The following is a 25,799-nucleotide window of genomic DNA, read 5'->3' as shown; positions in this document are numbered from 1 at the left end:
CCCATGATTCCGGAAAAAAATACACGCATTTGACTTAAATGCAAGAAAGTTTTATTTTAAGGGACAATAAGAGCGTTGGAAGACATCGAAACCTTAAACGAACTCGTGCTATTCTGTAGGTTTACAGCAAGGCCCAGTGTCCTCATGGCAATGTAGGTTCCTGGAGTGAGGGTGGCAAAAATCCGGCAAGAGACTCCTGTGGTATTCGGGTTTGTGGACTCATCGATTTCGAAAGTGTATTCGATCGGTTGGACCACCGTTGCCTGGGCCAAAAAACAAGACGCCCCGATATTCAGGTCAGTGGGATTTTGGGCTAAATTTTCCGTAGTTCCCGAGTAAAGTCGGTACCCTTGGAAGATAAATTCCGGGTTTTGGGCCCTAACTTTGACGGTAAAGTTGGAATTTCCATTGTTTGTAATGGAAATGAGAGTGGGTGGTGCTTGGACGGATGCAGTTGTAGAGTAATTGGTGCATCCGAGAGCTAACACAAGGACCAAGAGTAGAGAAAATTGCCTAGGGAAAAAAAGAGCAATGTTCATTTTTGCCCTCGAGCTTCGCGGTGTTTCCTCCGCCACCAATAGAAAACCACAACGGCTATCGCTAAAGCCACAAGGGCTAGGATGATGGTTTGTCCATTTCGCACCCAACCCATCAGTTCATCAAAATTATGTGCCCCGTAATAACCGAGATATACCCAAATGGGAACAGAAATGAGGGCAGCAAACCCGTCAGTCAGTACGAATCGAATGAAACTAATTTGTTTGGAAGTGCCTGCAGTGAAAAAAATAGGCATCCTGAGACCAGGCATAAAACGCCCAAAGAAAACCACCCAACGACCATATTTTTTAAATTGTTCACGAACTTTATCGAATCGTTCTGGATGGAGGACAGTTCTTAGGACCGGGAGGGTGAGTGCTTTTTCACCGTAGTAACTTCCGAGCCAGAATACAAAGCTGTCTCCCAGTAAAACACCGGCCATTCCTACAAGAAACATGATATGAACATTGGCATAACCGAGGCCAGAGATAACGCCTCCAGCGGTGAGGGAAATGTCTTCGGGAACCGGAAGACCAAATCCACAAAGGATCAGAATTCCAAAAACGGCAAAATAACCGTATTGCATAAAAATGGAAACTAGAGTTTGTAGAAAGTCCATGAGGGATTTATACTGATTTTATGGTTTCGTTCAAAAAGGAAAGAGATTTATGAAGAAAGGGAGAAATGAACTCCTAGAGGAAGAAGAAAAAATCCTTGCCCCTTATGCTGTTGGCAGTAAAAAACCGGGTGAAAGGGAGTATCCTGAACCAGAACATCCATACCGTCTTCCCTTCCAAAGAGACCGCGATCGTATCATTCATTCCCATGCCTTCAAACGTTTGGAATACAAAACTCAAGTTTTTGTTTATTCGGAAGGGGATCATTTTCGCAATCGACTCACTCATACTCTAGAAGTAGCTGGAATTTCTAAAACCATTTCGAAAGTTCTTGGACTCAATGAAGACTTAAGCGAAACGATCGCTCTTGCCCATGACTTGGGGCATTCTCCATTTGGACATGCCGGTCAAGAGGCATTATCGGAGCTTATGCGGGGGAAAGGTGGGTTCGAGCACAACAAACAATCGTTACGTGTAGTTCAAAAATTGGAACGTAGGTATCCAGAGTTTCCCGGCCTTAACCTTTGTGGCGAAACATTACTTGGAATTATGAAACACGGTGGGGACTATGAAACTTCTGAATTGTTAGATGTCAGACGAGATATGGGACCATCGTTGGAAGCAATGGTTGTGGATAGTTCGGATGAAATAACTTATAGTGCTCATGATTTGGAAGATGGATTGGAAAGTGGACTATTCAAACTTTTTGATGTAAAAGAACTTAAAATTTGGAAACGAATCGAGGATTCACTTCCCAAAAATATCCCATCAGACAAAGATTCCATTTCTCGTTCGGCAGGGAGGGTGCTTCTCAATCTTATGGTTTCTGATTTGATAGATAGTATCGAAAATAGGTTACAACAATATTCCATTCATTCGAGAGAGGATGTTTCTAAAGCCTTTCATAGTCAAAAGAAACTCGTACAATTTACTGAGGAATTCTACTTAGAATTTAAAGAACTTAAATCCTTTTTGTTTGGAAAACTTTACCGTCATCCAGAAGTTTCCCGGATGAGTGAAAGGGGAAAAGAAACCATTTTTTTACTCTTCAAACATTTTGAGTCCCATCCTGAATCGATTCCTGAGTCCTATCGAAACCGAGAGGAAGAAGAAGGACGGATGCGAATCATTTGTGATTATATTGCTGGTATGACAGACCGATATGCGATTGAAAAGTTGAAACGAGAAGGAATCCTATGGTTTCCTTATTAATTTTTTAAATAAACTGATGATTCTATATACTTAGGAGACTATGCATGTACCAATTGTATTCTAATCCTCGTTCGCCTTATAGCAAACGAGTTCACATTTATTTGTTATTTAGAAATCTTCCTTATGAAACCATACCAGTTGCTTTAGAAAAACTTGAAAATAGAAAAAAACCTTTCATCCAAATTAATCCCTATGGAAAAGTTCCTGTTTTGCATGACGAAGGATTTTATTTGGCGGAATCATCGGCTATCATTCGTTATCTGGAAGAAAAACATTCTTTTGATCCTCCATTTTTTTCTAAAGAGATTCAATCAAGAGCCCTTCTGAACCAAGCCATCAACCGATGTGAATCAGAGTTTTGTTTTCCTGGGAGTGTTCTTTATTTTGCCAAGAAGTTTGTTCCGGAAGAAAAATGGGATAAAAACCGAATGAAGGATTCTATGAAACGGATAGGAAGGCATTTGGATATTTTAGAAGGGATTTTAGAATCAAACAACTACTTGCATCAAAATCAATTTGGATTTCTGGAAATTCTATATGCACCGTTTCTCAATCAAATCGAACTGATGGAGATTAAACTTCCACCTCAGGTAGAGAAATGGAACAAGCGAGTGTTAAGTGAAGAGAGTGTAGTCTCCGCTTTAAATGATTAGTAAGTTTTTTTAATCTTTGACTTACCGATTGAGTTAGGTAGAAAATTGCTGTAAAAATTGGTTTTGCAGGTCATGGGATAAATTTTTCCAATTTTTGGCCCAGTCTACAGATCCATTGGGACCAACAAGGTTGGTTACGGCGAAATAGGCAGTGACGGGTATAGAAAACTTTGCCGCCACTTTGGAAATTCCAAAAAGTTCCAAGTTTTCCACATCCAAACTTTTCCAAGATTCTTCCGGTGGGTTTTTTAGTTCCGCAAGCGATATGGTTGTGGGGGCATTACAATTTACTTCTGAGAAGTTTTTGTCAGAACGGAGAATAAAAGAATCGGGAGATTCTGGAATTTGTTTGGATAAATTCAATGCATGCGAAAGTTCTTTCGTATAAACTAGGTTAGGTGATACCACTGAGTTTATAGAAATCCCACTCCATTCATAAGCCCCACACGATCCTAAAAATACGATCTGCTGGATTTGTATGTTATGAAAGAGATACTCTGATAAATTGACGGCGGCTTCTAGGTTTCCAATTCCCATTACTTTTAGATATGGAAATTTCCCAGAGGAACGAAGGATTCCTACTTCTCCTTCGAAAGCCCCTGTAACTAGCGTTTGGTTGGGGTTAAAGGGTAACAAGTCCTTCCGTTTCAGGATATCCATACATCAAATTCAAATTCTGTAAAGCTTGTCCTGCGGCACCTTTGACTAGGTTGTCCAAGGCAGACACAATCACGAGTGTGTTTCCTTTGATGCGAAATCCTAGATCCAAAAAGTTTGTATTTTGTACCTTTCGAATCTCTACTTCTTCTGGAGTTTGATACAAACGTACAAATGGTTCCTTCTCACTTGCGATTTGAAATTTTTCAGCTACCTGTTTTGGATCAATTCCTTTGGGAAAGGAAATGTAAATGGTGGCGAGGATTCCTCGATATACAGGAAGTAAGTGAGGTGTAAAAAGAATTTCCTTTTCTTCTGTTCCAACAAATCCGTATTCTTCCATTTCTGGTTCATGTTGGTGCGTAAGAATTTTGTAGGCCCTAAAGTTTTCATAAACATGAGTATATGCAAATTTGATTTCTTCTGTCCTTCCACCCGCACCACTGACACCTGATTTGGCATCTACGATGACTGGACCTTGGATTTCTTTTCTCAAATTCCCAAGTAGGGCAATAGGTAATATGGCTGAAGTGGCATAACAACCTGGGTTCGAGACAAAGTTTGCATTTTTTAATTTTTCTCGAAAGAGTTCGGGAAGACCAAATACAACTTGGTCCATCATCCCAAATTCAGTATGGGGGAATTGGTATGCCTTTTCAAATTTGTTTTGGTTGTGGAGCCTAAATGTTCCTGAAAGATCAATGACCTTTCGTCCATCTTTTAAAAACTGGGGAGCCTTTTCCAACGATACTTCATTGGGGGTGGCAAGGACGATACCAGCTTCTTTAGGAATCGGTGCATCGTGTTTCTGAAATTTTAAATCTGGCAAATGGCTGAGATCAGGGAAAATATCGCGGATATGTTTGCCGTCAACTTGGTTTGAAGTGACATGCACCAACTCAAAACCTGGATGGTGTGCAATGAGTTTTGTGAGTTCTTTGCCGGTAAGACCACCAGCACCAATGATTGCAATCTTTGTTTGTTTCATAGAGGGAACCAAGGTCAAGATTTGCGGATTGGTACGTGCTGTCAAACGGCTCTATTCTAGAATTGAGTTGATTTTTAAAAATCTTTCGATCTATTGATGAAACCTTTTTATGGTAACTTCCTCAACTCTCCTCAAAGAATTTTCGCTGCAAATGAAATCGAAAGGTTTGATGATTTTGATTTCGATTCGTATGATCATTGGATGGGTAGGCTTTCTTGCTTCTTTATTAACCTTTGGCAAACCCACTTTTTTCATCGCTATTGGTATCGCTGTTTATTTCCTAGGTTCCTCTATTTATGGTCGTTATCAAATCAAAAGAATTTTTATTTCTGAATTAAGAAATGGGTTGGTGATTCCTTTTTTGGTGATGGATTTCTTTGTAATCTTAATAGGTTTTTATTCCGCTATTTTAAGTTATCCAAAAGAGTTAACAGCAACCCCAATCCAAAGTTCGATTTTCTTTTCCATTTTCTTTTTATACCAACTCTATATTGGTTTTTTTTTGCATCGAAGGTTCTCTGGAATTATGGGAGCCATTGTGATTTTAGGTTATATTGGAGGTATTGCGATTGCTCATGCAAATGGTGCAGAAGTAATGACCGAATACCAATTCACTTCTCAATATCCGGATCGGATTGTTCTCTCTATTGAAATTCTGAAAGTAATTTTGTTATTAGCAAAGACCATTTGTATAGTAAAGTTAGTTTCTTTTCTTTTGGATATATTAGAAAACAACAACCAAACTCTGGCAGACGAACTAAACCAACGAGAAACTTCTCTATTAAAAAATGATCGGTTAGTTACTTTAGGAAATTTGGCTGCGAATGTTGCTCATGAAATCAACAATCCTTTAGCAGGAATCAAGTCGATGAATGAGTTTTTGTTAGAAGAAGAAATTTCTTTTTTGGTAGGAAAGATCCAATCTGGATAGAAAAAGAAAAACAGTTTCGTTGGTTGTATCGTAATCGAATCGAAAAAAGGGAAGATCATGATTTAATTTTGAACCTCTATCATTTTTTACCTAAAGAGGATCGAAATTACTTAGCCGAACGTTGTGTTGATTTAGGACTCGACCACCGCTCTTTTGAAGGATTGACTGCTGAAAATAATAAGGAATGGGAATTTGTTTTTTTATGGCTGAAATACAAAACCATGGAAAAAGCGAATCTCCTTGTTTCCAATGCCATAGATCGAACTGAAAAAGTTGTGGCTACTTTTAAACAATTCTCGCAGCCATTTTTGGAGCATGATCAAGATATTGTCAGAGTGGGGAATGGGATTCGCGATATCTTATTTCTTTATAGTCACTATTGGGAATCGGGTAGGACACTTACTACTGAAATTGATGAGTCGTTAACATCTTTCGTTTGTGAACCAGCAATGAAACTTGTATGGTCGCATTTAATTTACAACGCAATCCAAGCAACAAACCAAACCAGTGGAAAAATAAAAGTCCAAGTCAAACGTACAGAAAAGAATGAAATCGAAATTTCAGTATTTGATAATGGGGTAGGAATTTCCAACCAATGGAAAGAGAGTATCTTTCATCCTTTTTTTACAACAAAAGAAAAAGGAGAGGGAATTGGTTTGGGACTCTTTATTTCAAAGGAGATTGTGGAAAAACAAGGAGGACGGCTTCAGTTTGTGTCTCATCCTGGTGAGACCATATTCCGAGTCTATTTACCAGTTGCATAAGAAAAAAAAAGGATTAGAATTCCTTGCAGAGGTTGTTATGGAAAATGTTTCCCTGAGAGAAATGGGATATACAGTTTGTATATCATTCCTTTTGGTTTCTTTTGGCTGCCAAAAGTTGAATTATGAAACGGTTGCAAAAAACATTGCAAAAGAAGCGAAAACAAATCTCATAGAAAAATTGACTGCCTCTCTTGCTTCAGGAGGAACAGTGAAAGCCATTCCTTTTTGCAAACAAAATGCAGTAAAAATTACCAATTCCATAGGTATGAAAAATGAAGTTCTTCTTCGTCGAATTTCAGATAAACCAAGAAATCCGACGAATGCTCTTTCGGATGAGGAAAGAAATATTTTTTTGGAAATCGGTGCAAAACAATCGAAGGAAGGTGAGTATCCTTCAAAGATTATCTCAACAAAGGATACTGTGACTGTATACATTCCCATTCCGACAGTAGGCCTTTGCCTTCAGTGCCATGGAGAACCAAACTTGGAGATCAAAAAAGAAACTTTAAACGTTCTGCAAAAAGAATATCCAGCAGATTTGGCACGAGGTTATCGAGTGGGGAGTTTGAGAGGATTATTTTCTGTTCGGTTTACAAAATAAATATAAAAGAAACTAATACTTTAAAATGAATCCTATTACTTTTATTGCAGGCAAACGAGAGTTATGTGAAATCATTTTGGAATTTGGTTTGCATGGATTTTTAGTATGGGATCCTTCCATTGGAATCGTTTTTCCAAGCCCCGTTGCATCGAAGTCGATGGGAATGATTAAGGAACAATCTTTCCCTGCTGAATGTATACTTACAAATTCAGGAATCCGATTGGAAACTGTCCTTGGAACAAAAGAATCTATCGTTGGTCGGATTTGTTTTGATCCCAATAATAGTGCTGGATTTCCCTTCCGAATGTATCCTAAGGAATTTGTTGAATCTGGGAAAAAATACATCCTACTAGTTTTGGATACAACCATTGAAACTCCGAACGAACAAAGTCCACATATTTTACAGTCAACGGAATTGTCTCGGGACTTGTTTTCTTCCTCCTTTCGTAGTTCGAGTATCGGAATGGAGATTGCAAATCCTCATGGAGAAGTGATTGAGGTTAATCCCATTTTTTGTCAATGGCTTGGTTATTCTGCAAATGAATTAAAAACAAAATCAATTTCTGATATTACCCATCCCGAAGATTTAGAATTAGAACTTACATTTTTAGAAAAACTCAATAGAGGTTTCATTCAAAGTTTTCAAATCAAAAAACGTTATATTACTAAAGACAAACGTTTGATTTGGGCATTATTGAATAAGTCGATCATTCGAGATCATTTAGGAAATCCAATATATTACCTCTCCCAAATCTTAGATATTTCTGAGTCTTTGCAAGCGGAGATGGAATTACGAAGCATCTCACGTTTACTTGATCAAGTGGCAGGTTTAGCTAAAATTGGTGGATGGGACTTGGATTTAAGAACCAATAAAGCTAGTTGGACCAATGTAACCAAAAGTATTCATGAAGTTCCAGATGATTATATTCCGAGTGTGGAAGGTGGAATTCAGTTTTTTCAAGCTGAAGGTAGTAAACGAAAGATATCGGATGCAGTATCATTACTGTTAGCTGAAGGTAAAGAATACGATTTAGAATTGGAAATGGTAACAGCCAAAGGTAACCAAACCTGGATTCGAACCATTGGTCGCGCAGAATATGAAAATGGAAAGATTGTAAAAATATACGGAATTATCCAAGACATCAATGAACGAAAAAAATGGGAAATGGCACTTGCCGCCCAAACATCTATTTTATGGTCATTTGTCGAGCATGCTCCTGCCGCCGTTGCCATGTTAGACCAGGAAATGCGTTATGTAGCACTTAGCCAACGTTGGATAGAGGATTATAAAATTCCTCTGACCAAAGAAGAAATTATCGGAAAGAGCCATTATGAAATTTTTCCTAATATCAGTCAGGAATGGAAAGACATCCACTCACGGGGGTTACGTGGCGAGGTTTTGAAGAGAGATGAAGACGTTTGGAGACCTCCAGGTTGGCATAAAGACCAAGTGATCCAGTGGGAAATTCGCCCATGGAGCCAATTAGGTGGGGGTATAGGCGGGATACTAATGTTTACTCGTGATATTACCGAAGACTATGATACTAAGTTAGAATTAAAACAGGCAAAAGAATTTGCTGAAAAAGCTTACAGCGCTAAGTCCGAATTTTTAGCAAATATGAGCCATGAAATCCGAACCCCTCTTAATGGAATCATTGGTTATTCCGATTTATTAGCGGAAACATTGGAAAACTCTTCCTATAACGAATATGCACAAATTGTAAAACAATCTGCTCACGCATTACTTAATATTGTGAATGATATCTTGGACTTTTCAAAGGCTGAAGCGGGAAAGTTACAATTGGCAGAAGAAGCATACAATCTAAAAAAATTGGTTTTGGAAGCTATCAAAATTATGAATATCCAAGCCATCATCAAGGGACTTGATATTCAATTTCATATTGAGGAAAACATTCCTCCACTTCTTATGTTTGATTCCAATCGGTTGAGGCAAGTAATCTTGAATTTACTTGGGAATGCGATTAAATTTACGGAAGCAGGTTATGTTGAATGTAATGTCAAACGTTTGGAAAGCCCAGAAACAAATTCGGTAAAACTTAGGGTTTCCGTAAAAGATACTGGAATTGGAATCGCAAAAGATAGCCAAGAGAAAATATTCGATTCTTTTACTCAGGAAGATTTTTCCACCACACGGAAATTTGGTGGAACAGGGCTTGGGTTGGCCATATGTAAACAGTTACTTGCTCTTATGAAGTCTGATTTACAATTAAAGAGTGAACTAAATGAAGGAAGTGAGTTTTACTTTGATATTCAACTTAGAATTCCAGAATTTGATCCAAAATTACAATCCACAAATTTGGAAACAAAGGATATGAAACTGGGAGAAGGGAATCATTCCGCAAGTAAAGATACATCCAAAATTTTAGTTGTGGAAGATAATCCAGTAAACCTTGGCTTAATGAAAAATTTTATCAAACGGATCCTTCCTGAAGTAAAAATATTAGAAGCGCAGAATGGGGAAGAAGCAATTCAAGTATTCCAAAATGAAATACCGTCTCTTATTTTGATGGATATCCAAATGCCGGTAATGAATGGGTATGACGCCACAAAGGAAATTAGAAAACTTCCTCAGGGCAAAACTCTACCAATCATTGCTGTGACTGCTGGGATCATAGCTGGAGAAAAGGAAAAATGTTTGGGGATTGGTATGAATGATTACATCAGTAAACCAGTCCAAAAAGAAAACTTAAAACAAACACTTTTGAAATGGTTAGAACTTTAAAATTCTTTTAGGGATCAAATCGAAACAATCCACCGACCCGAAGGGAATAAGATTCACCCAATGCGGATGCACGAACGTATTTGTTTCCTGGATCACGTAGTTCTCCTGTGCCAGTAGAGGGATCATAACTGGTGATATGCGCCGATTGGCCTGAATACCTATCTACATCTTTGTAGAAGGTTCTAAACCAATCAGTTTGTATGAAAAAACGGACTCGGTCCTCTGGGTCATAATACATTCTAAATCCATAGTCATGGTTTTCTCGAATTGCACCCATAACCCTAGGATTTGATGTCCATTGGAAACTATCAGACCGACTAATTGTGAGTTGGTTGAAGTCTGCTCCTACAAGTACTTCTGGGTTTGTGATTCTCGAAATACCTCCATGAATACCGATTCCAAATTGTTTAGTGACTTCGTAATTAAAACTTAAGAAACCAGTTACTTCTCTCGGTGAATTGTATTTTGTCTTCGTACTAACTTTAGCGTCTGAAAAGTAAGAACCTGATAAAAATCCCCATTGGCTATCAGTGATTTCATTCCCATACGTTGTGGATTGGACTTGGGAGATTGAGGATGCTGTCACTGAATTTAGGTTGGCTCCATATGTGATTTCTCCTTTGGATTCGAGAGCTCCCCATTTCCATGTGAATCCAAAAGAAATACCACCAGCGGCAACGTTTGTCCTTCGATTGTTTTCTTTTTGTATAAGCCCTGAAACTGGAGTAGCATTTGGATCGTAACGACTAGGATCGTAGTGTAAAAAACTCCCATCTCTAGTGGAATCTGAATAAGGATCACTTATTTTTAGTTTTGCACCGATAGCTGAAGTTGTGAGCATAAGGTTTGTCGTTGGTAACCAATCAATACGGATTGCTACGGTGGGCATGGAATTTCTTTCGATATTGGTTTTGACTTGTGGATCAATGTGGAAGCCGGTAGTACCAATCGCTCCTCCCAATTTAAACTTACCTAATTTATACCAAGCTCCGATTTGTTCTCTTTGCCATCCGATATTACCTGTTGCGGACATAAATGCACTCGAGTTAAAGGAATGAGGAAAAACACCTGCAAATAAATCCCAAGTCCTTCCCATAAAAATCTCGAACGAAGTGTTCGGATTGTATTTAAAAAAAATTTGTCGAACTCGGGCTTTTGTTTCTGGTCCCGCTGAACTTTTGGATACATCAACAAAGTCAGCTTCAAAAATCCCTTTGAGTTTGGTTCCATAAGAAATTTCCGTTCCGAGAAGAGAACTCGTAGGATAGATTCCCGATCGAGGTTCTGAGTCTCTCGCTTGCACTTGGCGTTTGGCCATAGTAGGTGCTACAAGATTATCAAAACCAAACGAAAGAACGGAATTGTTTGCATAGGCAAAATCAGTTTTAACCATCCCTGTGATTTTAAATTGGATTTCACTGGACGGAGGAGATTCCTTTTTTTCAGCTTCTGAATTTGTTTCAAGAGGTGGGATTTCCTTAGGGATTTCTCCTGAGATAATCGGAGATTTCTTCTTTGGAGCAGCCACCATAACCAATGGTGAGAAGAGGAAAAGACTCATCATAAAGATAGAATATACTTTGATCGCAATATACTTTTTTACTTGAGGTATAGGAGTCATAAATGTTATGACACTCTATACTCTTTGTCGTAGATTTGCAAACAAGATTCTATTTTAAAAATTTAAAGGAAACAATCTTATGAAATTGAAATGGGAACCAGATTCACTTCGAACAAAATTATTACTGCTAACCGTTCTTTCTGTTGCGATTTCAGCAAGTTTAACTGGTTTCTTAAGTTATTATGTTGGTAGAAGTACTATTATTTCCAAATTAGAAAGTTTTGATATTCTCAAAATCCTAGAATCCAAGTCGGCTTCAATAGATTCAATTTTGGAACGCGCGAAAGAAACCGCTACTTTAATTGTATCTGATCAAAATAGTATCCTTTGGGCCAAAACGGGAGAACCCAAAGGGGAAAAAACAGAAAATTTATTTAAAAATTTATCAACATATAAACAAAAGTTAGGTTACATTACTTATTTAGGCCTAATCAATCCTTTAACCAAAAACTACTTTAATGAAAAGGCTACAAAAATTGATACATTAAGAGCTGAGGATCCAGATGATTCTTGGTTTTTTGAGCTTATATCTTCTGGTAAAGATTTAGTCATTAATATGGATTATACTGCGGAGTATAAATCCTATGCTATTTTTGTAAATGGAGTAACCATTGAAAATGGAAAGCCAGTTTTAATTAGTTCTATTGGAATTGATGTTTCCAACGCATCAAAACAATTCACACAAGTGGATCAGTTTAGCGGAGAAAGTTGGCTTGTGGATGGAACAGGACAAATTAAACTCGCAGCCGATATTACTTTGTTAAATAAAGATATAAAAATTGCCTTTCCCGAAGGTATCTCGGAAAAAATAGCAGAATCAAAGGCGGATGTTTTTATCTTTCGAGGGAAAGACATAAAAGGAAATGATTGTCTATACGGAGTCTATAAATTACGGTCCGTTCCTTGGCGAGTGATTTATAGGGTTCCAGTTGTTGCCATGACTAAATCTCTAGATTCCATCTCCTTTTTTACAATATTGAGTATAGTATTTTCAGTTGTTTTGGTTTCCATGGGTATGGGCTATATTCTTACAAAAGTAACGAATGCCTTACGCGAGGCATCCATTCTTATGAATCGAATATCACATAATGAACTAGCAGTGGAAGTTCCTAAAATCCAATTAGATAGAAAAGATGAAATTGGAGGGATGGCCAAGAGTTTAGAAAAAATGCGAAAGAATCTAATTTCGATCGTTAAAAAAGTTCAATCTCTCTCTGAAGCCTTGACAGTTAAAAGTGTTCATCTCTCTTCATTAGCTTCTGATTCGTCTGCCACTATGGAAGAGATAGCATCATCTGTACAAGAACTTTCTGCCAGTGCTGAAAATGTTTCTGCCTCCGCAGAAGAGATTTCTTCTCAATCAAATTCGATGATGGAAACATTGAGTTTGTTAGGTGATGAAATGGAACTTGTTTCTAAAGGTGCAGAGAACATTGAAGTCAAAGCAGGACAGTTGGAAACTTTTGCTGGAAAGTCTCTCAGTGAAGCTAGGTCCTTATTTGAATCGATCAATGAAAAAATCCAAAACGCTGTGAAAGATGCAGAAGCAATTAAAGAGATCAGGGAACTTGCAAGTATGATTTCAGAGATTGGAGACCAAACTAATTTACTTTCCTTAAATGCTGCTATCGAAGCGGCAAGAGCTGGGGAACATGGGCGTGGGTTTGCTGTTGTGGCTACTGAAGTTTCCCATTTAGCAGGTAAATCCCAAGATACAGTAAAGAAGATTGTTGAGCTAAACAAAAAACTAGAAAAAGCAATGATGGAAATGGTAGATTCTGTAAAGGAACTACTCAGTATGATTACAGATAAAGTCATTCCAGACTATGAGGAAGTGGCAGCATCGGGTAGACAATACCGAGCTCAATCTGAGGAAATTAACAAACTTGCCAAAAGGACCTTTAACCTTTCCCGTGAGATTAGTTCGAGTATCACAGAAGTCCACCAAGCAATCCTTTCCGTTTCAGATGCCATGAATCAGAATGCCTTAGCCCTGGGCGAAATTAATTCAGGAACTAGCCAAATCAGTGACGCCTCTGTCCAAACAGCCGATAGTTCCCAGGAATTGACACAAACTGCCGAAGATCTGAAGGAAATTGCCTATCAATTCAAACTCTAGAGTATAGAAATTCGTTTTCCCAAACAAAATCTGTTGTTTTTCTTATGTCAGAATAAAAACTGACCAGTTAGTCAACTTTTTTGTTTGTATTTTAATTTTTGGGAAGTAACGAATGCAGAACATTGCAAAATTCATTACCGATAAAACACTTATCATTCAGTTCATTTTAGTCCTATTTGTTTTGATTGGACTTTCACGTTTACTTTCTATGCATAGGGAAGCGTTTCCCAATGTGGCTCTAGATAAAATTGTCATTGAAGCACCACTTCCTGGTGCCACTCCGGAAGAGATTGAAAGGCTTGTTGCGATTCCCATTGAAAAAAAATTACGTGCCGTTGCAAAAATTGATAAAATTCGAAGTTATAACTTAGAAAACGTCAGTGTTATTATGGTCTTCATTGTTGAAGGGACCAAAAATACAAAAAAAGTACTCGATGATATCAAAGACGCAGTAGATTCCGTTCGCCTTCCTGACAATGCACAAAAACCGAAGGTAAGAGAAATTACAACGGAAAAACAAGAAGTCATTAGTCTTGCACTTTCCTTAAAAGCAGATTCAAAGGATGCAATAGGCGACTATCGAAAGTTACGTGACACAGCCAAAGCATTTGAAGATCGTTTTTTCCAAATCAAAGAAATCGCCGAAATCGAAAAAATTGGTTATAGAAACCGTGAGTTTCTTGTGGAAGTCAATCCTAAAAGCCTAAATGCAAAGGAAGTTGGACTCAATACTGTCCTGAATGCCCTCGGTTCCCGAAATATAAACATTCCTTCTGGAAGATTAAAAGTAAATGGAACTGAATACCTACTTCGGACTAGAGGTGACTTTGAAGAAGCAAAAGACATGCTTTCTGTTCCGATGTTAGGGAATGAATTAGGTTTTGCTACCATTTTAAAAGACGTCGCAAAGGTAGTTGATGGTTTTGAAGAAGAGAAAACCTATGAAAAGTTAAACGGAAAAAATAGTATTATTTTAAGAGTTTGGAAAACCGACCAAGCTGATATTATAACAACTGCAGATACCGTTAAAACTTTAGTTTCTTCCATGGAAGGAAATTTTCCAGAAATTGAAACAAAAATTTACGATGATAAAAGTCGAGATGTTCGTCGTCAACTTGGTGATTTAATTTTAAACTTCGAAACGGGTCTTGTTCTCGTATTACTTTCTCTTATTTTTATTTTGGGTATGAGATTGAGTATTATGATTAGCGTTGCTATCATATTTATCTTTCTTATTTCTTTTATCTTTTTAAAACAATTTGGATTTACCATTAATACCATTACTATTTTTGGAATGGTCATGGTTCTTGGTATGATGGTGGATAATTCCATTGTAGTGGCAGAAAATACCTATCGTTTGATGCAAGAGGGAATGGATAGGCGCGATGCTATCTTACAGACCTTTAAAGATGTATTAGTTCCTCTACTTGTTTCATTTCTAGTGATATCAGCTGCTTTTTTCCCACTTTTGTTTATGAGTGGTGTGATTGGAAAGTTTATTTTGGGAATTCCTGCGGTGGTTCTTGTAACGCTTGCTAGTTCTCTTTTGTTTGCTCTTGTGTTTTTACCAAACTGGTTAAATAAATTTTTGCCAAAAACATACCAAGGCAAGATCAAAAAAAATGAATCTATAGAAGAGAAAGAAGGCGCATTTGGGTATGTAATCTCTGGATACAAACGTACAATGACTTTTGCATTAAAACATAGGGTTTTTGTTCTTTCGATATTTACATTTATCTTTTTCTTTACTTTGTTCCTTGCAGGAAGGTTTTTACCTTTTGTTATGTTTCCTTCGGGAAGCGAAGAGGACATCGAAATCAAGGTTTGGATGCCCATCGGAACCACTCTCCAGAAGAATCTCGAAATCATTGAAAAAATGGAACCTGTTGTGACCAAAATGGCAGGTAAAGATTTTGTTCATCTCCGTAGCCGAATTGGGATACATGAAAATCCAATTACTGATCCAAAACCAGGGTTAGAGGTACATCGCTCTCATCTAACAATGAAGCTTGTGACAGCAGCTGACAGAAAAGAATGGGAAGATGCAAGAGTTCTTGTGAAAAAAATTCGGGAATATATCGCAGAAAATAAAGTATCAGGTAATTTCCCGAGGGAAATGATTTACGATGTAAATGCTCGGATCAAAGGACCTCCAGTAGGAAAACCAGTGAGTTTAGAAATTCGCGGAGCTGACTTCGGTGTAATTCAAGAGATTGCAGATCTTTATATAAAAGAGCTAAAAAAAATGGACGGAGTTTCAGACATTCGAATTGATTTAGAACTGGGTAAAGAAGAATACAGATTTTTTGTCAAAGATGAAATTGCAGGAAGGACCGATGTGAGTGCAAGGGACATTGCCCGCTCAGTTCGCACAGCCTTTAACGGGGAAGTAGCATCGACTATCAGTAAAGGGGAAGATAAAATCAATATCCTCGTTCGTTTTCCTGAAGCAGAAAGACATTCAGTCTCTAGTCTGAATTTAGTAAAAGTGGAAAACAGAAACCGAAGGCTCATTCCTTTAAATCAAGTAGCATACTTTGAAAAGGATCGTGACTATTCCATGATCAACCGTCAAGATTTACAACGAGTGGTTAGACTAGAAGCTTCTGTAGATACGGAGAAAACAACATCTCTTTTTGTAAACAGACAACTAAAGAATCTAGTGAATGTAGATAAGTATGCAGCAAACGCTTATTCGGTGATCTTTGGCGGAGAACAAGAAGATGCTGGTAAGTCGTTTCGTGATTTAGGAATTTCTATGTTGCTTGCGGTTGCGGTAATTTTTGGAATTTTTATCGTTTATTTCAACTCCGTGGGAACCACAACAGTAATCATAGGTTCCATTCCCTTTGGAATTGTAGGTGTTCTTTTTGCGCTTATGACCCACGGGATGCCACTCAGTTTTATGAGTACACTTGCAATTGTGGCCCTGAGTGGATCGATTGTTGCTAACACATTGATTCTGATTACTTTTATTGAAGAATTAAGAATGCAAGGGATGTCCATTGAAGAGGCCATCATCAATGGTGGTGCCATACGATTGCGACCCATTTTTTTAACAACGATCAGTACTGTGATTGGCCTTGTTCCTAGTGCGTATGGAATTCCTACCTTGGATCCATTTGTACAGCCGCTATCCTTAGCATTTGGTTGGGGGTTGTTTTTTGCAACGGGTGTGACTTTAGTTTTTGTTCCGGTCTTGTATAGAATCAAAGAGGATTTTAAACATATCGTATCAAAGATTTCCTTTAAAAATTTAAGTAAAAAATAGTAACAAAAAGTATTCGTTTCTGAAATGGAACGAATACTTTTTGGAGCGGTGAATCCAATTTCTATTTTAGAAATTAGTTTTTTCCAAGGAAGTCATTGGATTTATTTAATTTGTAGTGACATTGCTTTTGATTTTGTGATAAACCATAGTAATGTCATTACCCATATTCTTCGGAATTTTCTATTTCATAATCCTAACAATTATCAATACAACAGGTGGTTATGGAATCTTTGTCGATGAGTATTATTACTTAGCCTGTTCCAAAAGATTGTCCTGGGGTTATGTAGACCAACCACCATTTTCGATTTTTCTTTTAAGTTTATTTCGCATAGATGGAAATTCTATCCTGTTTTTGAGATTTATTCCTGCAGTATTCGCTGGTTTTTCCGTTTTCCTTGTCGGGAATCTTACGCAGAGATTTTCGAGTCAGAGGTTTGCGATTGTTTTACCTTGTTTTGCAACAATGACTATGCCTGTTTTACAAGTAATCTTTGGGTTTTATTCTATGAATGCAATCGAAGTTTTCTTTGTTGTATTGCTCGTTACAATTTCTATTCAGTTGAAGGATTCTCCAAAACATTGGATGAGTTTAGGAGTGGTCATTGGCCTTGGGGTGATGAACAAACATACTTTTGTTTTGTATGTATTGGCAGTTTTGATTCCTTATGTTTGGATACATTTTAAATCAGTTTATAAAAATCGTTTTTTCTATCTGGGTGCGGTAATTGCAGTCGTAATTGTTTTACCTAATTTGATATGGCAATACCATTATGAATTCCCATCGTTGGAGTTTTATAAAAATGCTTATAAAATGAAAAATATTAATTTGAGTTTGTTTCAAATTATATTTGATCAAATCCTTTCAGTGAATCCAGCCACATTGCCTTTATGGATATGCGGAATTTATTTCTTTTTGAAAAATAAAGAATTTCGATATTTAGGAATTGCCTACTTATTATTGTTAGGTTTATTTCTGTTTTTCAAGTCATCCAGACCTGATCGAATAGCTTCTTTCTATCCTATTCTTTTTGCTGGGGGGAGTGCATTCATTTTGTCAGACCTTTGGAAAAAGGTTTTATTAAGTTTAATTCTAATTGTTGGTATAGTCTTATCTCCGGTAGGACTCCCAATTCTACCACTGCCACTTCTTTCTAGATATGTCGATATTTTAGGAGTAGTTCCGAAAATAGAGGCCGGGAATCGAACTCTGCTTCCTCAGTGGTTTGCTGATCGACTCGATTGGCAAGAATTCTATTTTCAAGTAGATAAATCATTGCTTTCTTTGTCACAAGAGGAATTGAAAGAAACAGCCATTGTCGGAAATTTTTATGGTCAAGCAGGTAGTTTGGAATTTTATAAAATACGAATTCCTGTGATTAGTGGGCATAATAATTACTATCTTTGGTTAGAGGAACTTAAAATAAACCCGAAACATCTTGTGGTTACTAGCGAAGAAACAGCAAAAATTTTGGAACCTTTTTTTCAGGAAAAGCAGTTAATTGGAACTTATTCAAGGCAATACACGATGGAAAGTGAAATCCCCATTTATGTTTTAAAAAAGAGTAGAGTGAATATTAAAGATACTTATTCACTTTTTAAATTCTATCGTTAGAATCTTGTCTTCCGTTTTGGAAATAGAAGGTTTAGATTGTTATATTTACTATTCAATTTGAAATCTTCTTTTCTTATGTTTTATTTCGTTTAAATTAAAGTAGAGACTCGCTAGCCTTTGCATAGTGTTCTGGTTTTAATTGAGATTTGATGATGAGTAAGGTTGTCGCAATCACACCTGCATCATCTGTATATCCTAATGCCAAAATGATATCGGGGATGGCATCAACGGGAGAGATAAAATATAGTAAGGCCAAAACGATAGATGCTTTCGCCGATAAAGATGTATTTTCATTGAGTAGGCAATAATACATTGCAATGACATCTTTTATGAAGGGAATTTTTTTGCCTGTTTCCTTAATTTTTTTCCAAAAATTGGTTTTGATGTAATTGAGTTTATCATTTTCATCCATACAAATTTCATTGTAAGCTAACTCGAATCATAAGCAAGGAATATATGATACTAATAATATTTTGCATAGGATTACGGCGGACGTAGGCCCGAAGACAAGAATTTGTTTAGACCCCAGAGTCGCCGTTCACATGGGAACAAACCAAGGGTAGATACCAGTAAATAGAATCCATCGTTTGGAATGATAGGATCGGCCTGCCCCGAAATACGGCAATCCGATTAGAAAAATAATTTTCCGCAGAATGACCGATGGAGAAAGTGGTGCAGGTAGAAATTATATTTTTGCAGAATGCAATAAAAGAGGTAATTCATGTCCCGTCCCTTCAAAGTTTTAGGTATCCAACAAGTTGCAATAGGTGGTGAGTCCAAAGAAAAGTTATCCAAGTTTTGGGTAGAGGTAATGGGTCTCACAAAAGTATCTGATTACAAAAGTGAAAAAGAAAACGTGGATGAGGACATTTTGTCCATGGGCAATGGTCCCTTTAAAGTTGAAATAGATTTAATGCAACCCATTGATCCAAACAAAAGTCCCAAAGTGCATGATCCGAAACTCAATCACATCGGCCTTTGGATCGACAAGTTGGAGGAATGTGTTGAGTATCTAACCAAACAAGGAGTCCGGTTTACTCCAGGTGGGATTAGAAAGGGAGCTGCTGGGTATAACGTTTGTTTCATTCACCCTAAAGGGAATGAAGAGTTTCCGCTTTGTAGTGAAGGTGTGCTTGTGGAACTGGTGCAAGCTCCCGAGGATGTAATCAAAGCATTAAGTTAGTTCAGCGAAATGATTGTAAGCGATCGGTGGAATATCCGATCGTTTTTGCATATTCAATATAATCAGATTCTACTTCACTTGGTATGGAATTTGTTTTAGAAAATACCCAAAGAAAATTCGGATCAGGTCCACCAATTAATGCTGTGGAATAATTGATCCGATCGATCTTTAAAACCAAGTAATCCCCGAAGAAAAACGGAAAGAAAAAACTCACTTTTAATTTTCCAACATCTGGGTGAACTAGTAACGCCTTTCCTTCTATTTGGTTCCGATTCCCTGTTAGATCGACTCCTCTGTTGAATACACGAATTGAACCGTCATTGGATAAAGAATATTCTGCTGATACCTCTCGTAAACCCGATTGGAAACTATTATCAATACGTTGAATCTCAATCCAAGTTCCGAGAAATCGACTCCAATCTAGATTTTTTTCTGCATAAGAATCAAAAACGGAAGTGGATTGATAAGTAACCAAACCAGTTACTAGCAAGGTAAAGAATAGGTTTTCTTCTGCAGACCTGCTTTTTGACGGTTCGAAAGTTGGTGAAGAGCAGCCGAATAAAATTCCCACCAAAACAAATCTTACAATGTTCTGTATTGGGATTTGTATGAACTGTCTCATCCTCAATTAGAGAGTTTTCTTAGGGAGAATGTTTAGAAAAAGTTTTTGTTTTCTATTTTTTTCCCATGGGTCCATCTCCAATACAAATAAGCTACGAGTGCCAAACTTGTTGTGATGATAAATTGCGTTAGGTGGACAACGGTAGCATAAACCAGACCTTCGCCTGGATCTCTCCCCAAAATGATAAAACCGGAAATGATTGCTGCGTGGAAAACTCCAATTCCTGATGGAGCCGAAGGAATTGCCACACCCATACCCCCAAGAAACATAAAAAGTAGTGCCTCAGGAAAAGTAAGTGGCATTCCTATGAGAATCCCTGCAAGAGAATAGGAAACTGCATAACCCAAAACCCAAGTGGGAATGGAGTAGAGGACAGGTCTCAATAATTTGTCTCCTTGTAAAAAGGAGGAAAATTCAACTAAATGGTGGTCTAACTTATCTTCGTATAGACTATGTTTACCGATGATTCCAAATAGTTTTTTGGTAAGTTTGCGTAATGGTTCTAAAAAATACCGAACCAGTGTGAGGCCCACAATCATCCCAACAATTACAAGTGTGGAGAGGAGAAGGAGGCTTAAGTTTTTGGATTGTCCAAGTCCCATATAAAAAAGAGCAGTGGCACCAATGACAACAACAGAACCTAAATCCATTACTTTCTCTAAAAAAATTCGACTCAGGAGATGAGTTAAGGGAAGTTCTGTATCTCTTTTGTTCATGATTAGTCGCACCAAATCTCCGCCTCTTGCAGGAAGCACCATATTGAGTCCCACTCCAATAATGGCTGTGGTAAAGGCCTGTGCAAAACTAATCTTCTTTTCTAAAAGGTAATACCATCGAATGGAAAAGGGAACAAATGCCCAAAGGTTGGAAAGGAAAAGTAAAGGGAAAATCCACCAATTGATTTTTCCTTCTAACCGTTCAAATTCAGTGATATCAAAGTTTTTGGAGAGGAAATAAATCGCAACTCCTGAAACAAAAATTCCAAATATTAACTTTCTCATATTTTCCTTTTTAACCCGGTGGCCACTTCATATGGCGACCACCTAGCAGGTGAAAGTGGATGTGGTTTACTGTTTGTCCGCCAAAATTCCCACAGTTATTGACTAACCTATATCCTTTTTCAGAAATTCCATTTTGTTCCGCCAATTTGGGAATGATATGGAAAATTTCCTTGAGGATTTCTGGATCTAAATCTCCAATTTGGTTCATACTCGAAATATGGACTTTGGGAATGATAAGAACATGAAAGGGTGCTTGGGGTGTGATATCATGAAATACTAATATGTTTTCAGATTCATATTCTTTTTTGCTTTGGATTTCTCCACTCGCAATTTTGCAGAAAAGACAATTTTCCATACTATAGTTTCTCCTTAGAAAATACAAGTGAGGCAGCACCTAAGGCTCCAGATAAACTTCCACCAACACCAATTTTTAACATATCATTTAACACAGGGAAGATGGTAGATCTGATTTCTGATTCTAAGTTTTTGCCAAATAAGTCATAGGATTTTGTGATTCCCCCAACAAAGACAACAACTTCTGGGTTTAAGAGATGAACTGCATTTCTTATGGCATGGGCAAGAGCCAGGGTTCCGAAACTTAAAATTTCAGTAGCGATTGGATCCTTTTCTTTTACTAATTGAAAGAAAGTTTCGGCGTTGTCTAAATCTTTGTTTGCCTTTTCTGCATATCGACCAAGAAAACCCCGAGTCGAAAAATAACTTTCCACACAACCATGTACTCCACACCCGCACAAGGCTCCCCCAATGACTGAAGTAGTGTGTCCAATTTCAATTCCATTGCCAAGGTATCCGGAATACAAAATTCCTCGGTCTACAAAACCACCACCAACTCCTGTTCCTAAGGTGATGATGAGTTGAGACTTTGTGTCTTTATAAAATCCAAAATAAGCTTCCCCTAAGGCAGCGCAGTTGGCATCATTTTCATACCAAACGGGTAGGGAAAATTCTTTTTTTAATTCATCTTTGATGGGTAGGTTTTTTAGCCCTTGCATATTGGCACTGGCAATCATTATCCCTCGTTCATTGTCTAAAGGACCTGGGGAACCTACTCCAATCCCCATGGCATCTTTTGTGAGGGGGCAAATGGTCTCTTTCAGAATCTTTAAAAAACTTTCATTGTCTAAATGTTCAGGAGTGGGGGAAAGAGTTGAGTCAAGTTCTTTACCACTTTCGGCAAAGAGGCTCGCACGGATACTCCCTCCACCGATATCCACTCCGATGGCATTTCGCAATCTCATTCTCCCTTGATGACTTGGTCAAATTTTCCGTTCTTCATTTCGTAAACGGTTTGGGCATCGAACGCAAGTTTCATATCATGTGTGACAAGGATGATGGAGTGGTTTCGTTTGTTGTATTCATTTAAAAGCAGTTGGACCAGATAACTATTCTCAGGATCTAAGTCACCGGACGGTTCGTCCGCAAAAAGGATGGCTGGGTCATTGATGAGAGATCTTGCAATGGCTGCTTTTTGGATTTGTCCCCCGGATAAAGTTCTAGGCAGTGAATTTTGAATATCACCTAACTTTAAATGTTCGATCAAGTAATCACATTTACGAATGTAGTCATCGTTGGAAAATTTGCGTGTGAAAAGTGCTGGCAAAAGTATGTTTTCTTTTATGGTCAGGTTTCCTACAAGTTCGGAAAATTGAAAAACAAGGCCAAGGTCACGGGCTCGAATTTCAGCTAGTTCCTGTTTGGAAATTTGTGAGAGTTTGGTTTGGTCATAGAGAATATCTCCTTCTGTGGGGGAGAGCATTCCGGTGAGCATAGAAAGCAAAGTTGTTTTACCCGATCCCGAAGGACCAATGATAGCAACATAGTCCCCTTGGTTTACATCGAAACTTACAGAACTTACGGCTTCGTCTTTACCAAATCGTTTGGTTAGGTTGTGGACACGGAGTAACATTATTTTTGCCTCCGGATCGATTTGTAAGGATCAATGTAAGAACTGATTCCAATTGTGGGAACCGATACCAAGAGACCCAGGGCAATGAAGAGAACCAAACAAGTGAAAATGGATTTTAATTCATTGTAGATACCAAAATCTGCAGGTGGGTTTAAGTATCCTAGGTTGATAATAATTGCCAGTAGGAAACTGGGTAAAAATAAGAAAAATAAGGACAAGGAATGTAGCCAAATACAACCCAATCGGTTTCCACCAATGGCCATCATGACCCCAATGTCACCAAGGCCTTGGAGGCAGTGGAAGAAAAATAGAGCCATCAAAGCAAAACTTGTAGAATAAAAAAGAATCTGCGGAGATTGGTCAAAGGAAACGATACTAGTAAGGGACACTCCAGAATATAAATGGAAGTGAATCCTAACGGCGAGTAAGAAGAATGTAAAAACCAGGGCTCCGACGAGGCCATAGGCCACCGAATAGAGTCGATCCCGGAAGAGAAGGCGAAGCGCAAACGAAATGTAGGTGAGCTGTATCACTTCCAGGACAGAATTGACGTAAGACTCTTTTTTACCAACTAAAATAGGAAAATAGGAAGTAAGCGAATTTGGCATTTTTTATCTTTGTGGGAGCAGCAGTGATTATGCTCGGGTTTCTCTTGACCTTCATTGTCGGGCAGAGAAGAGATAGTTATGCCAAGGCCTTAAGTCTTGCCACTCTTGGGAATTTTTTGGACGCAAGGGCCCTTGTACGGGAAAAACTCGAAGAAGACCACCAAAACCCTTATGGCCACTATGTCATGGCAAAGATCTATGCCATGGAGAATGATCCCTTAAACGAGGCAAAACACCTCGAAATCATCAAAAAGAACAATCGGTATACAAAGGAAATCGATTCCGTAACTGTTTCCAACCGTATTGCTGATATTTATTATAACAAAGATTTTTTTGAAGAAGCCTTCTTTCACTATTTGGACACCCTCCAGGCGGACCGTTCCAACCCCATAGCCTGCCTTCGATTGGGATTTATGGCACTGGGACAAAAAGAGTTCAAAATCGCTGAACATTTTTTCTCTCGGATTCCAGAAGAAAAAATCAATCTTTCTTCATACTTCATTGCTCGGGGAGTGATTTCTGGTGTCACCGGTGGTGGAAAGGAAAGGGATTATTTTGAAAAGGCATACAAATTAGAGAAGTCTCCAGTCTCAGGTTTTTTATATGCCCTTTCTCTTTCTCGCGAAAACAAACATAAAGAAGCAGTGAAAACTGCAGTGGCTATAAGCGAACAGATCGAAGATGAATTTGTCCGTTTCACTCTCTTTCAGTTTTTAATGACTGAAGCCATTCTTATGCAAAACTTTCCTGAAGCTTTGAAGTATGGAAGACTTTGTTTGGAAATGGCAAGGCTCAATGCATGGCAAAGTGAAATCATTGAATGTAGTATTCATTTTGCCATGATTACTGTGTATATGGGTCGATTGGATGATGCTTCCGAATATTTAATTGAAGCGGAAGCGGAAAGATTAGATGATCCAGATGTGGTGGCCCTCGCCAATTTAAAATACAGATTGGAACGAGGTACTGGAACTGTAGATTCTTTAACTCATGAGTATGATCTCACTCGTGAACTTAATTTACTATCTGTCAATTTATTTCCAAATTCTAGATACTTCGAACTAAGTGGAATGCGTTCTTCTAAACCTTTCAATATCAAAGGTATGGTAGACGATAGTGGTAAAAAACTAACATCAAAATTAGATATGTTAGGTTTGGATAAATTTGAAAAATTCATCAGCTTGCCTGGCACCAATTTTAAGAACCAAGCCACTCGAATGGTGATGAGCATGGGTTACCGTGTTACCAAAGAAATGTCCAATCCTGAGGCAGATGGAGTGAATTTACTCGCATCCTCTAAAGAAGATGTCAACAAAAGAGCACTCTTCCGAGTTCGTAAATGGAAAGATGCTAAGGTATCAGATGTATTTCTTCGTGAGATGACAAACCAAATGGAAGAGTTAGGTGCCACGAAAGGATTTGTCATTGGAAACTTTGATGTGACGGAAGCAGGAAAAAAAATCATCGCTGCCAGTAATGGAGCTCTCGAGATGTACAGCGGAGATTTGTTTGAGGACTTACTCAACAAAACAATGTGATGCATCTAAAACCAAATTTATTTTTTTTTCTCATCCTTGGTATTCTATTCAATTGCCAATTAAAAAAACAAGAAGGGCCATCCGTAGAAACTGGTTTTTCTTCCGAAGTTCCAACCAAAGAAATTGGTTGCCCCATCTCACTATCCCTTGGAACGGTTTACGGAACCTCACTTTCTAAATTTGACCAGACATATCTTTTAAGTGTATTAAAAGTATTACTTGGTGATCTTTGTGCTCGATCTTTTTCCCATCTACCGAGTCTCATCCATCCAGAAAAAGGTTTGTTTGTAGATGCCAAAGGGTATTGGACCTTATTAGAAGTTGAAAAGGACCTCGCTAGTCCCAATGGTTACTTTGAAATCTATTACTTTGATTCTAAAAAGTTGGACCATAAAAAAGGAAGTTTGGGAAACCTAACAGTCAGAGAAGTTTTTTTATCAGCAAAAAAAGTATGGGCTGATTTTTATGTGGGCTCTAGCGAAGAAGTGGAAGTTCGGTTTCGATTTGCTGAAAATCCAAAATTGGAACGGTATTTGATCAATCCCAGTTTTATCAAATGGGAGGGGAATTGGTATCTCCTCCGTATGTTTTGAA

General features: G+C 38.0%; 24 protein-coding genes. 12 read left to right on the top strand and 12 right to left on the bottom strand.

All coding sequences use genetic code 11. The features are described from left to right. Nucleotides 1-56 precede the first annotated feature (56 nt). Nucleotides 57-539 carry an LIC11661 family lipoprotein gene (locus LEP1GSC203_RS11920; RefSeq protein WP_039937809.1) on the bottom strand — a complete coding sequence of 161 codons (483 nt, stop codon included), beginning with the start codon at nt 537-539 and terminating at the stop codon, nt 57-59. Further along, the gene (locus LEP1GSC203_RS11915) at nt 536-1,156 is read right to left on the bottom strand and encodes a DedA family protein (protein ID WP_002974382.1); all 621 of its coding nucleotides are present in this window, start codon (nt 1,154-1,156) and stop codon (nt 536-538) included. Before LEP1GSC203_RS11915 ends, LEP1GSC203_RS11920 begins: the two co-directional genes overlap by 4 nt. Before the next feature lie 49 nt (nt 1,157-1,205). Here LEP1GSC203_RS11915 and LEP1GSC203_RS11910 point away from each other — a divergent pair, with 49 nt between their 5' ends. Further along, on the top strand, nt 1,206-2,366 hold the full coding sequence (locus LEP1GSC203_RS11910) for a deoxyguanosinetriphosphate triphosphohydrolase (RefSeq protein ID WP_002973768.1): 1,161 nt from the start codon (nt 1,206-1,208) through the stop codon (nt 2,364-2,366). A 44-nt stretch (nt 2,367-2,410) separates the two neighbouring features. Continuing rightward, nucleotides 2,411-3,019 carry a glutathione S-transferase family protein gene (locus tag LEP1GSC203_RS11905; RefSeq protein ID WP_002973636.1) on the top strand — a complete coding sequence of 203 codons (609 nt, stop codon included), beginning with the start codon at nt 2,411-2,413 and terminating at the stop codon, nt 3,017-3,019. A gap of 33 nt (nt 3,020-3,052) precedes the next feature. Here LEP1GSC203_RS11905 and LEP1GSC203_RS11900 read toward each other — a convergent pair whose 3' ends face one another. Both LEP1GSC203_RS11900 and argC read right to left on the bottom strand, forming a co-directional pair. After that, nucleotides 3,053-3,655 (bottom strand): hypothetical protein, encoded by a 603-nt coding sequence (locus LEP1GSC203_RS11900; protein ID WP_002974074.1) that lies wholly within the window; start codon nt 3,653-3,655, stop codon nt 3,053-3,055. After that, entirely contained in the window at nt 3,642-4,664 is a 1,023-nt protein-coding gene (gene argC / locus LEP1GSC203_RS11895; RefSeq protein ID WP_002973909.1) for an N-acetyl-gamma-glutamyl-phosphate reductase, read from the bottom strand. Before argC ends, LEP1GSC203_RS11900 begins: the two co-directional genes overlap by 14 nt. Before the next feature lie 151 nt (nt 4,665-4,815). Between argC and LEP1GSC203_RS20010 the strand changes: the two genes are divergently transcribed. The 4 genes from LEP1GSC203_RS20010 to LEP1GSC203_RS11880 all read left to right on the top strand — a co-directional run bounded on the left by LEP1GSC203_RS20010 (nt 4,816) and on the right by LEP1GSC203_RS11880 (nt 9,703). Then, nucleotides 4,816-5,595, top strand: a complete 780-nt coding sequence (locus LEP1GSC203_RS20010; protein ID WP_232225880.1) for a histidine kinase dimerization/phospho-acceptor domain-containing protein — start codon at nt 4,816-4,818, stop codon at nt 5,593-5,595. Nucleotides 5,596-5,663: 68 nt separating this feature from the next. Then, nucleotides 5,664-6,359: a sensor histidine kinase gene (locus tag LEP1GSC203_RS20005; protein ID WP_232225879.1), complete on the top strand. Its 696-nt coding sequence runs from the start codon at nt 5,664-5,666 to the stop codon at nt 6,357-6,359. Nucleotides 6,360-6,396: 37 nt separating this feature from the next. Next, nucleotides 6,397-6,960, top strand: coding sequence for a Tll0287-like domain-containing protein (locus LEP1GSC203_RS11885; protein WP_002974023.1), 564 nt, complete (start codon nt 6,397-6,399; stop codon nt 6,958-6,960). Nucleotides 6,961-6,985: 25 nt separating this feature from the next. Continuing rightward, on the top strand, nt 6,986-9,703 hold the full coding sequence (locus LEP1GSC203_RS11880; RefSeq protein WP_002973711.1) for a PAS domain S-box protein: 2,718 nt from the start codon (nt 6,986-6,988) through the stop codon (nt 9,701-9,703). A 7-nt stretch (nt 9,704-9,710) separates the two neighbouring features. Here LEP1GSC203_RS11880 and LEP1GSC203_RS11875 read toward each other — a convergent pair whose 3' ends face one another. Next, a complete protein-coding gene (locus LEP1GSC203_RS11875) occupies nt 9,711-11,324 on the bottom strand; it encodes a hypothetical protein (RefSeq protein ID WP_002974066.1) in 1,614 nt (537 codons plus the stop codon). 79 nt (nt 11,325-11,403) lie between these two features. On the opposite strand from LEP1GSC203_RS11875, the gene LEP1GSC203_RS11870 reads away from it, so the two are divergent. The 3 genes from LEP1GSC203_RS11870 to LEP1GSC203_RS11860 all read left to right on the top strand — a co-directional run bounded on the left by LEP1GSC203_RS11870 (nt 11,404) and on the right by LEP1GSC203_RS11860 (nt 18,326). After that, nucleotides 11,404-13,443, top strand: a complete 2,040-nt coding sequence (locus LEP1GSC203_RS11870) for a methyl-accepting chemotaxis protein (protein WP_002974187.1) — start codon at nt 11,404-11,406, stop codon at nt 13,441-13,443. 112 nt (nt 13,444-13,555) lie between these two features. Further along, nucleotides 13,556-16,714 (top strand): efflux RND transporter permease subunit, encoded by a 3,159-nt coding sequence (locus LEP1GSC203_RS11865; RefSeq protein ID WP_002973926.1) that lies wholly within the window; start codon nt 13,556-13,558, stop codon nt 16,712-16,714. A gap of 151 nt (nt 16,715-16,865) precedes the next feature. Continuing rightward, nucleotides 16,866-18,326 (top strand): glycosyltransferase family 39 protein, encoded by a 1,461-nt coding sequence (locus LEP1GSC203_RS11860; RefSeq protein ID WP_002974040.1) that lies wholly within the window; start codon nt 16,866-16,868, stop codon nt 18,324-18,326. A 94-nt stretch (nt 18,327-18,420) separates the two neighbouring features. On the opposite strand, the gene LEP1GSC203_RS11855 is transcribed toward LEP1GSC203_RS11860, so the two are convergent. Continuing rightward, a complete protein-coding gene (locus LEP1GSC203_RS11855) occupies nt 18,421-18,738 on the bottom strand; it encodes a YkvA family protein (protein WP_002973598.1) in 318 nt (105 codons plus the stop codon). Between the two features lie 309 nt (nt 18,739-19,047). On the opposite strand from LEP1GSC203_RS11855, the gene LEP1GSC203_RS11850 reads away from it, so the two are divergent. Then, the gene (locus LEP1GSC203_RS11850) at nt 19,048-19,509 is read left to right on the top strand and encodes a VOC family protein (RefSeq protein WP_002973728.1); all 462 of its coding nucleotides are present in this window, start codon (nt 19,048-19,050) and stop codon (nt 19,507-19,509) included. A 1-nt stretch (nt 19,510) separates the two neighbouring features. On the opposite strand, the gene LEP1GSC203_RS11845 is transcribed toward LEP1GSC203_RS11850, so the two are convergent. Genes LEP1GSC203_RS11845 through LEP1GSC203_RS11820 form a run of 6 tightly spaced genes read right to left on the bottom strand, consistent with a single transcriptional unit; the run spans nt 19,511 to nt 23,667 of the window. Beyond that, nucleotides 19,511-20,131: a lipocalin family protein gene (locus LEP1GSC203_RS11845; RefSeq protein WP_084764942.1), complete on the bottom strand. Its 621-nt coding sequence runs from the start codon at nt 20,129-20,131 to the stop codon at nt 19,511-19,513. A 32-nt stretch (nt 20,132-20,163) separates the two neighbouring features. Continuing rightward, the gene (locus tag LEP1GSC203_RS11840; RefSeq protein ID WP_002974462.1) at nt 20,164-21,132 is read right to left on the bottom strand and encodes a lysylphosphatidylglycerol synthase transmembrane domain-containing protein; all 969 of its coding nucleotides are present in this window, start codon (nt 21,130-21,132) and stop codon (nt 20,164-20,166) included. 10 nt (nt 21,133-21,142) lie between these two features. After that, a complete protein-coding gene (locus tag LEP1GSC203_RS11835; protein ID WP_002974042.1) occupies nt 21,143-21,487 on the bottom strand; it encodes a histidine triad nucleotide-binding protein in 345 nt (114 codons plus the stop codon). A 1-nt stretch (nt 21,488) separates the two neighbouring features. Continuing rightward, nucleotides 21,489-22,385 carry an ROK family protein gene (locus tag LEP1GSC203_RS11830; protein WP_002974159.1) on the bottom strand — a complete coding sequence of 299 codons (897 nt, stop codon included), beginning with the start codon at nt 22,383-22,385 and terminating at the stop codon, nt 21,489-21,491. Between the two features lie 2 nt (nt 22,386-22,387). Next, a complete protein-coding gene (locus LEP1GSC203_RS11825; RefSeq protein WP_002973757.1) occupies nt 22,388-23,059 on the bottom strand; it encodes an ABC transporter ATP-binding protein in 672 nt (223 codons plus the stop codon). After that, a complete protein-coding gene (locus tag LEP1GSC203_RS11820) occupies nt 23,059-23,667 on the bottom strand; it encodes a hypothetical protein (RefSeq protein WP_002973620.1) in 609 nt (202 codons plus the stop codon). The genes LEP1GSC203_RS11825 and LEP1GSC203_RS11820 overlap by 1 nt, the downstream gene beginning before the upstream one ends. Between LEP1GSC203_RS11820 and LEP1GSC203_RS11815 the strand changes: the two genes are divergently transcribed. Both LEP1GSC203_RS11815 and LEP1GSC203_RS11810 read left to right on the top strand, forming a co-directional pair. Next, nucleotides 23,661-25,205 carry a restriction endonuclease gene (locus tag LEP1GSC203_RS11815; RefSeq protein ID WP_002974499.1) on the top strand — a complete coding sequence of 515 codons (1,545 nt, stop codon included), beginning with the start codon at nt 23,661-23,663 and terminating at the stop codon, nt 25,203-25,205. The two genes, LEP1GSC203_RS11820 and LEP1GSC203_RS11815, sit on opposite strands and share 7 nt — an antisense overlap. Further along, a complete protein-coding gene (locus LEP1GSC203_RS11810) occupies nt 25,205-25,798 on the top strand; it encodes a hypothetical protein (RefSeq protein ID WP_002974421.1) in 594 nt (197 codons plus the stop codon). Before LEP1GSC203_RS11815 ends, LEP1GSC203_RS11810 begins: the two co-directional genes overlap by 1 nt. Nucleotide 25,799: the final 1 nt, after the last annotated feature.

This window comes from Leptospira terpstrae serovar Hualin str. LT 11-33 = ATCC 700639 (assembly GCF_000332495.1).
In the GTDB taxonomy this organism is placed as follows: Bacteria; Spirochaetota; Leptospiria; order Leptospirales; family Leptospiraceae; genus Leptospira_A; species Leptospira_A terpstrae.
Note: the sequence above shows the minus strand (reverse complement) of the source record. Positions and strands in the feature narration are given on the sequence as shown.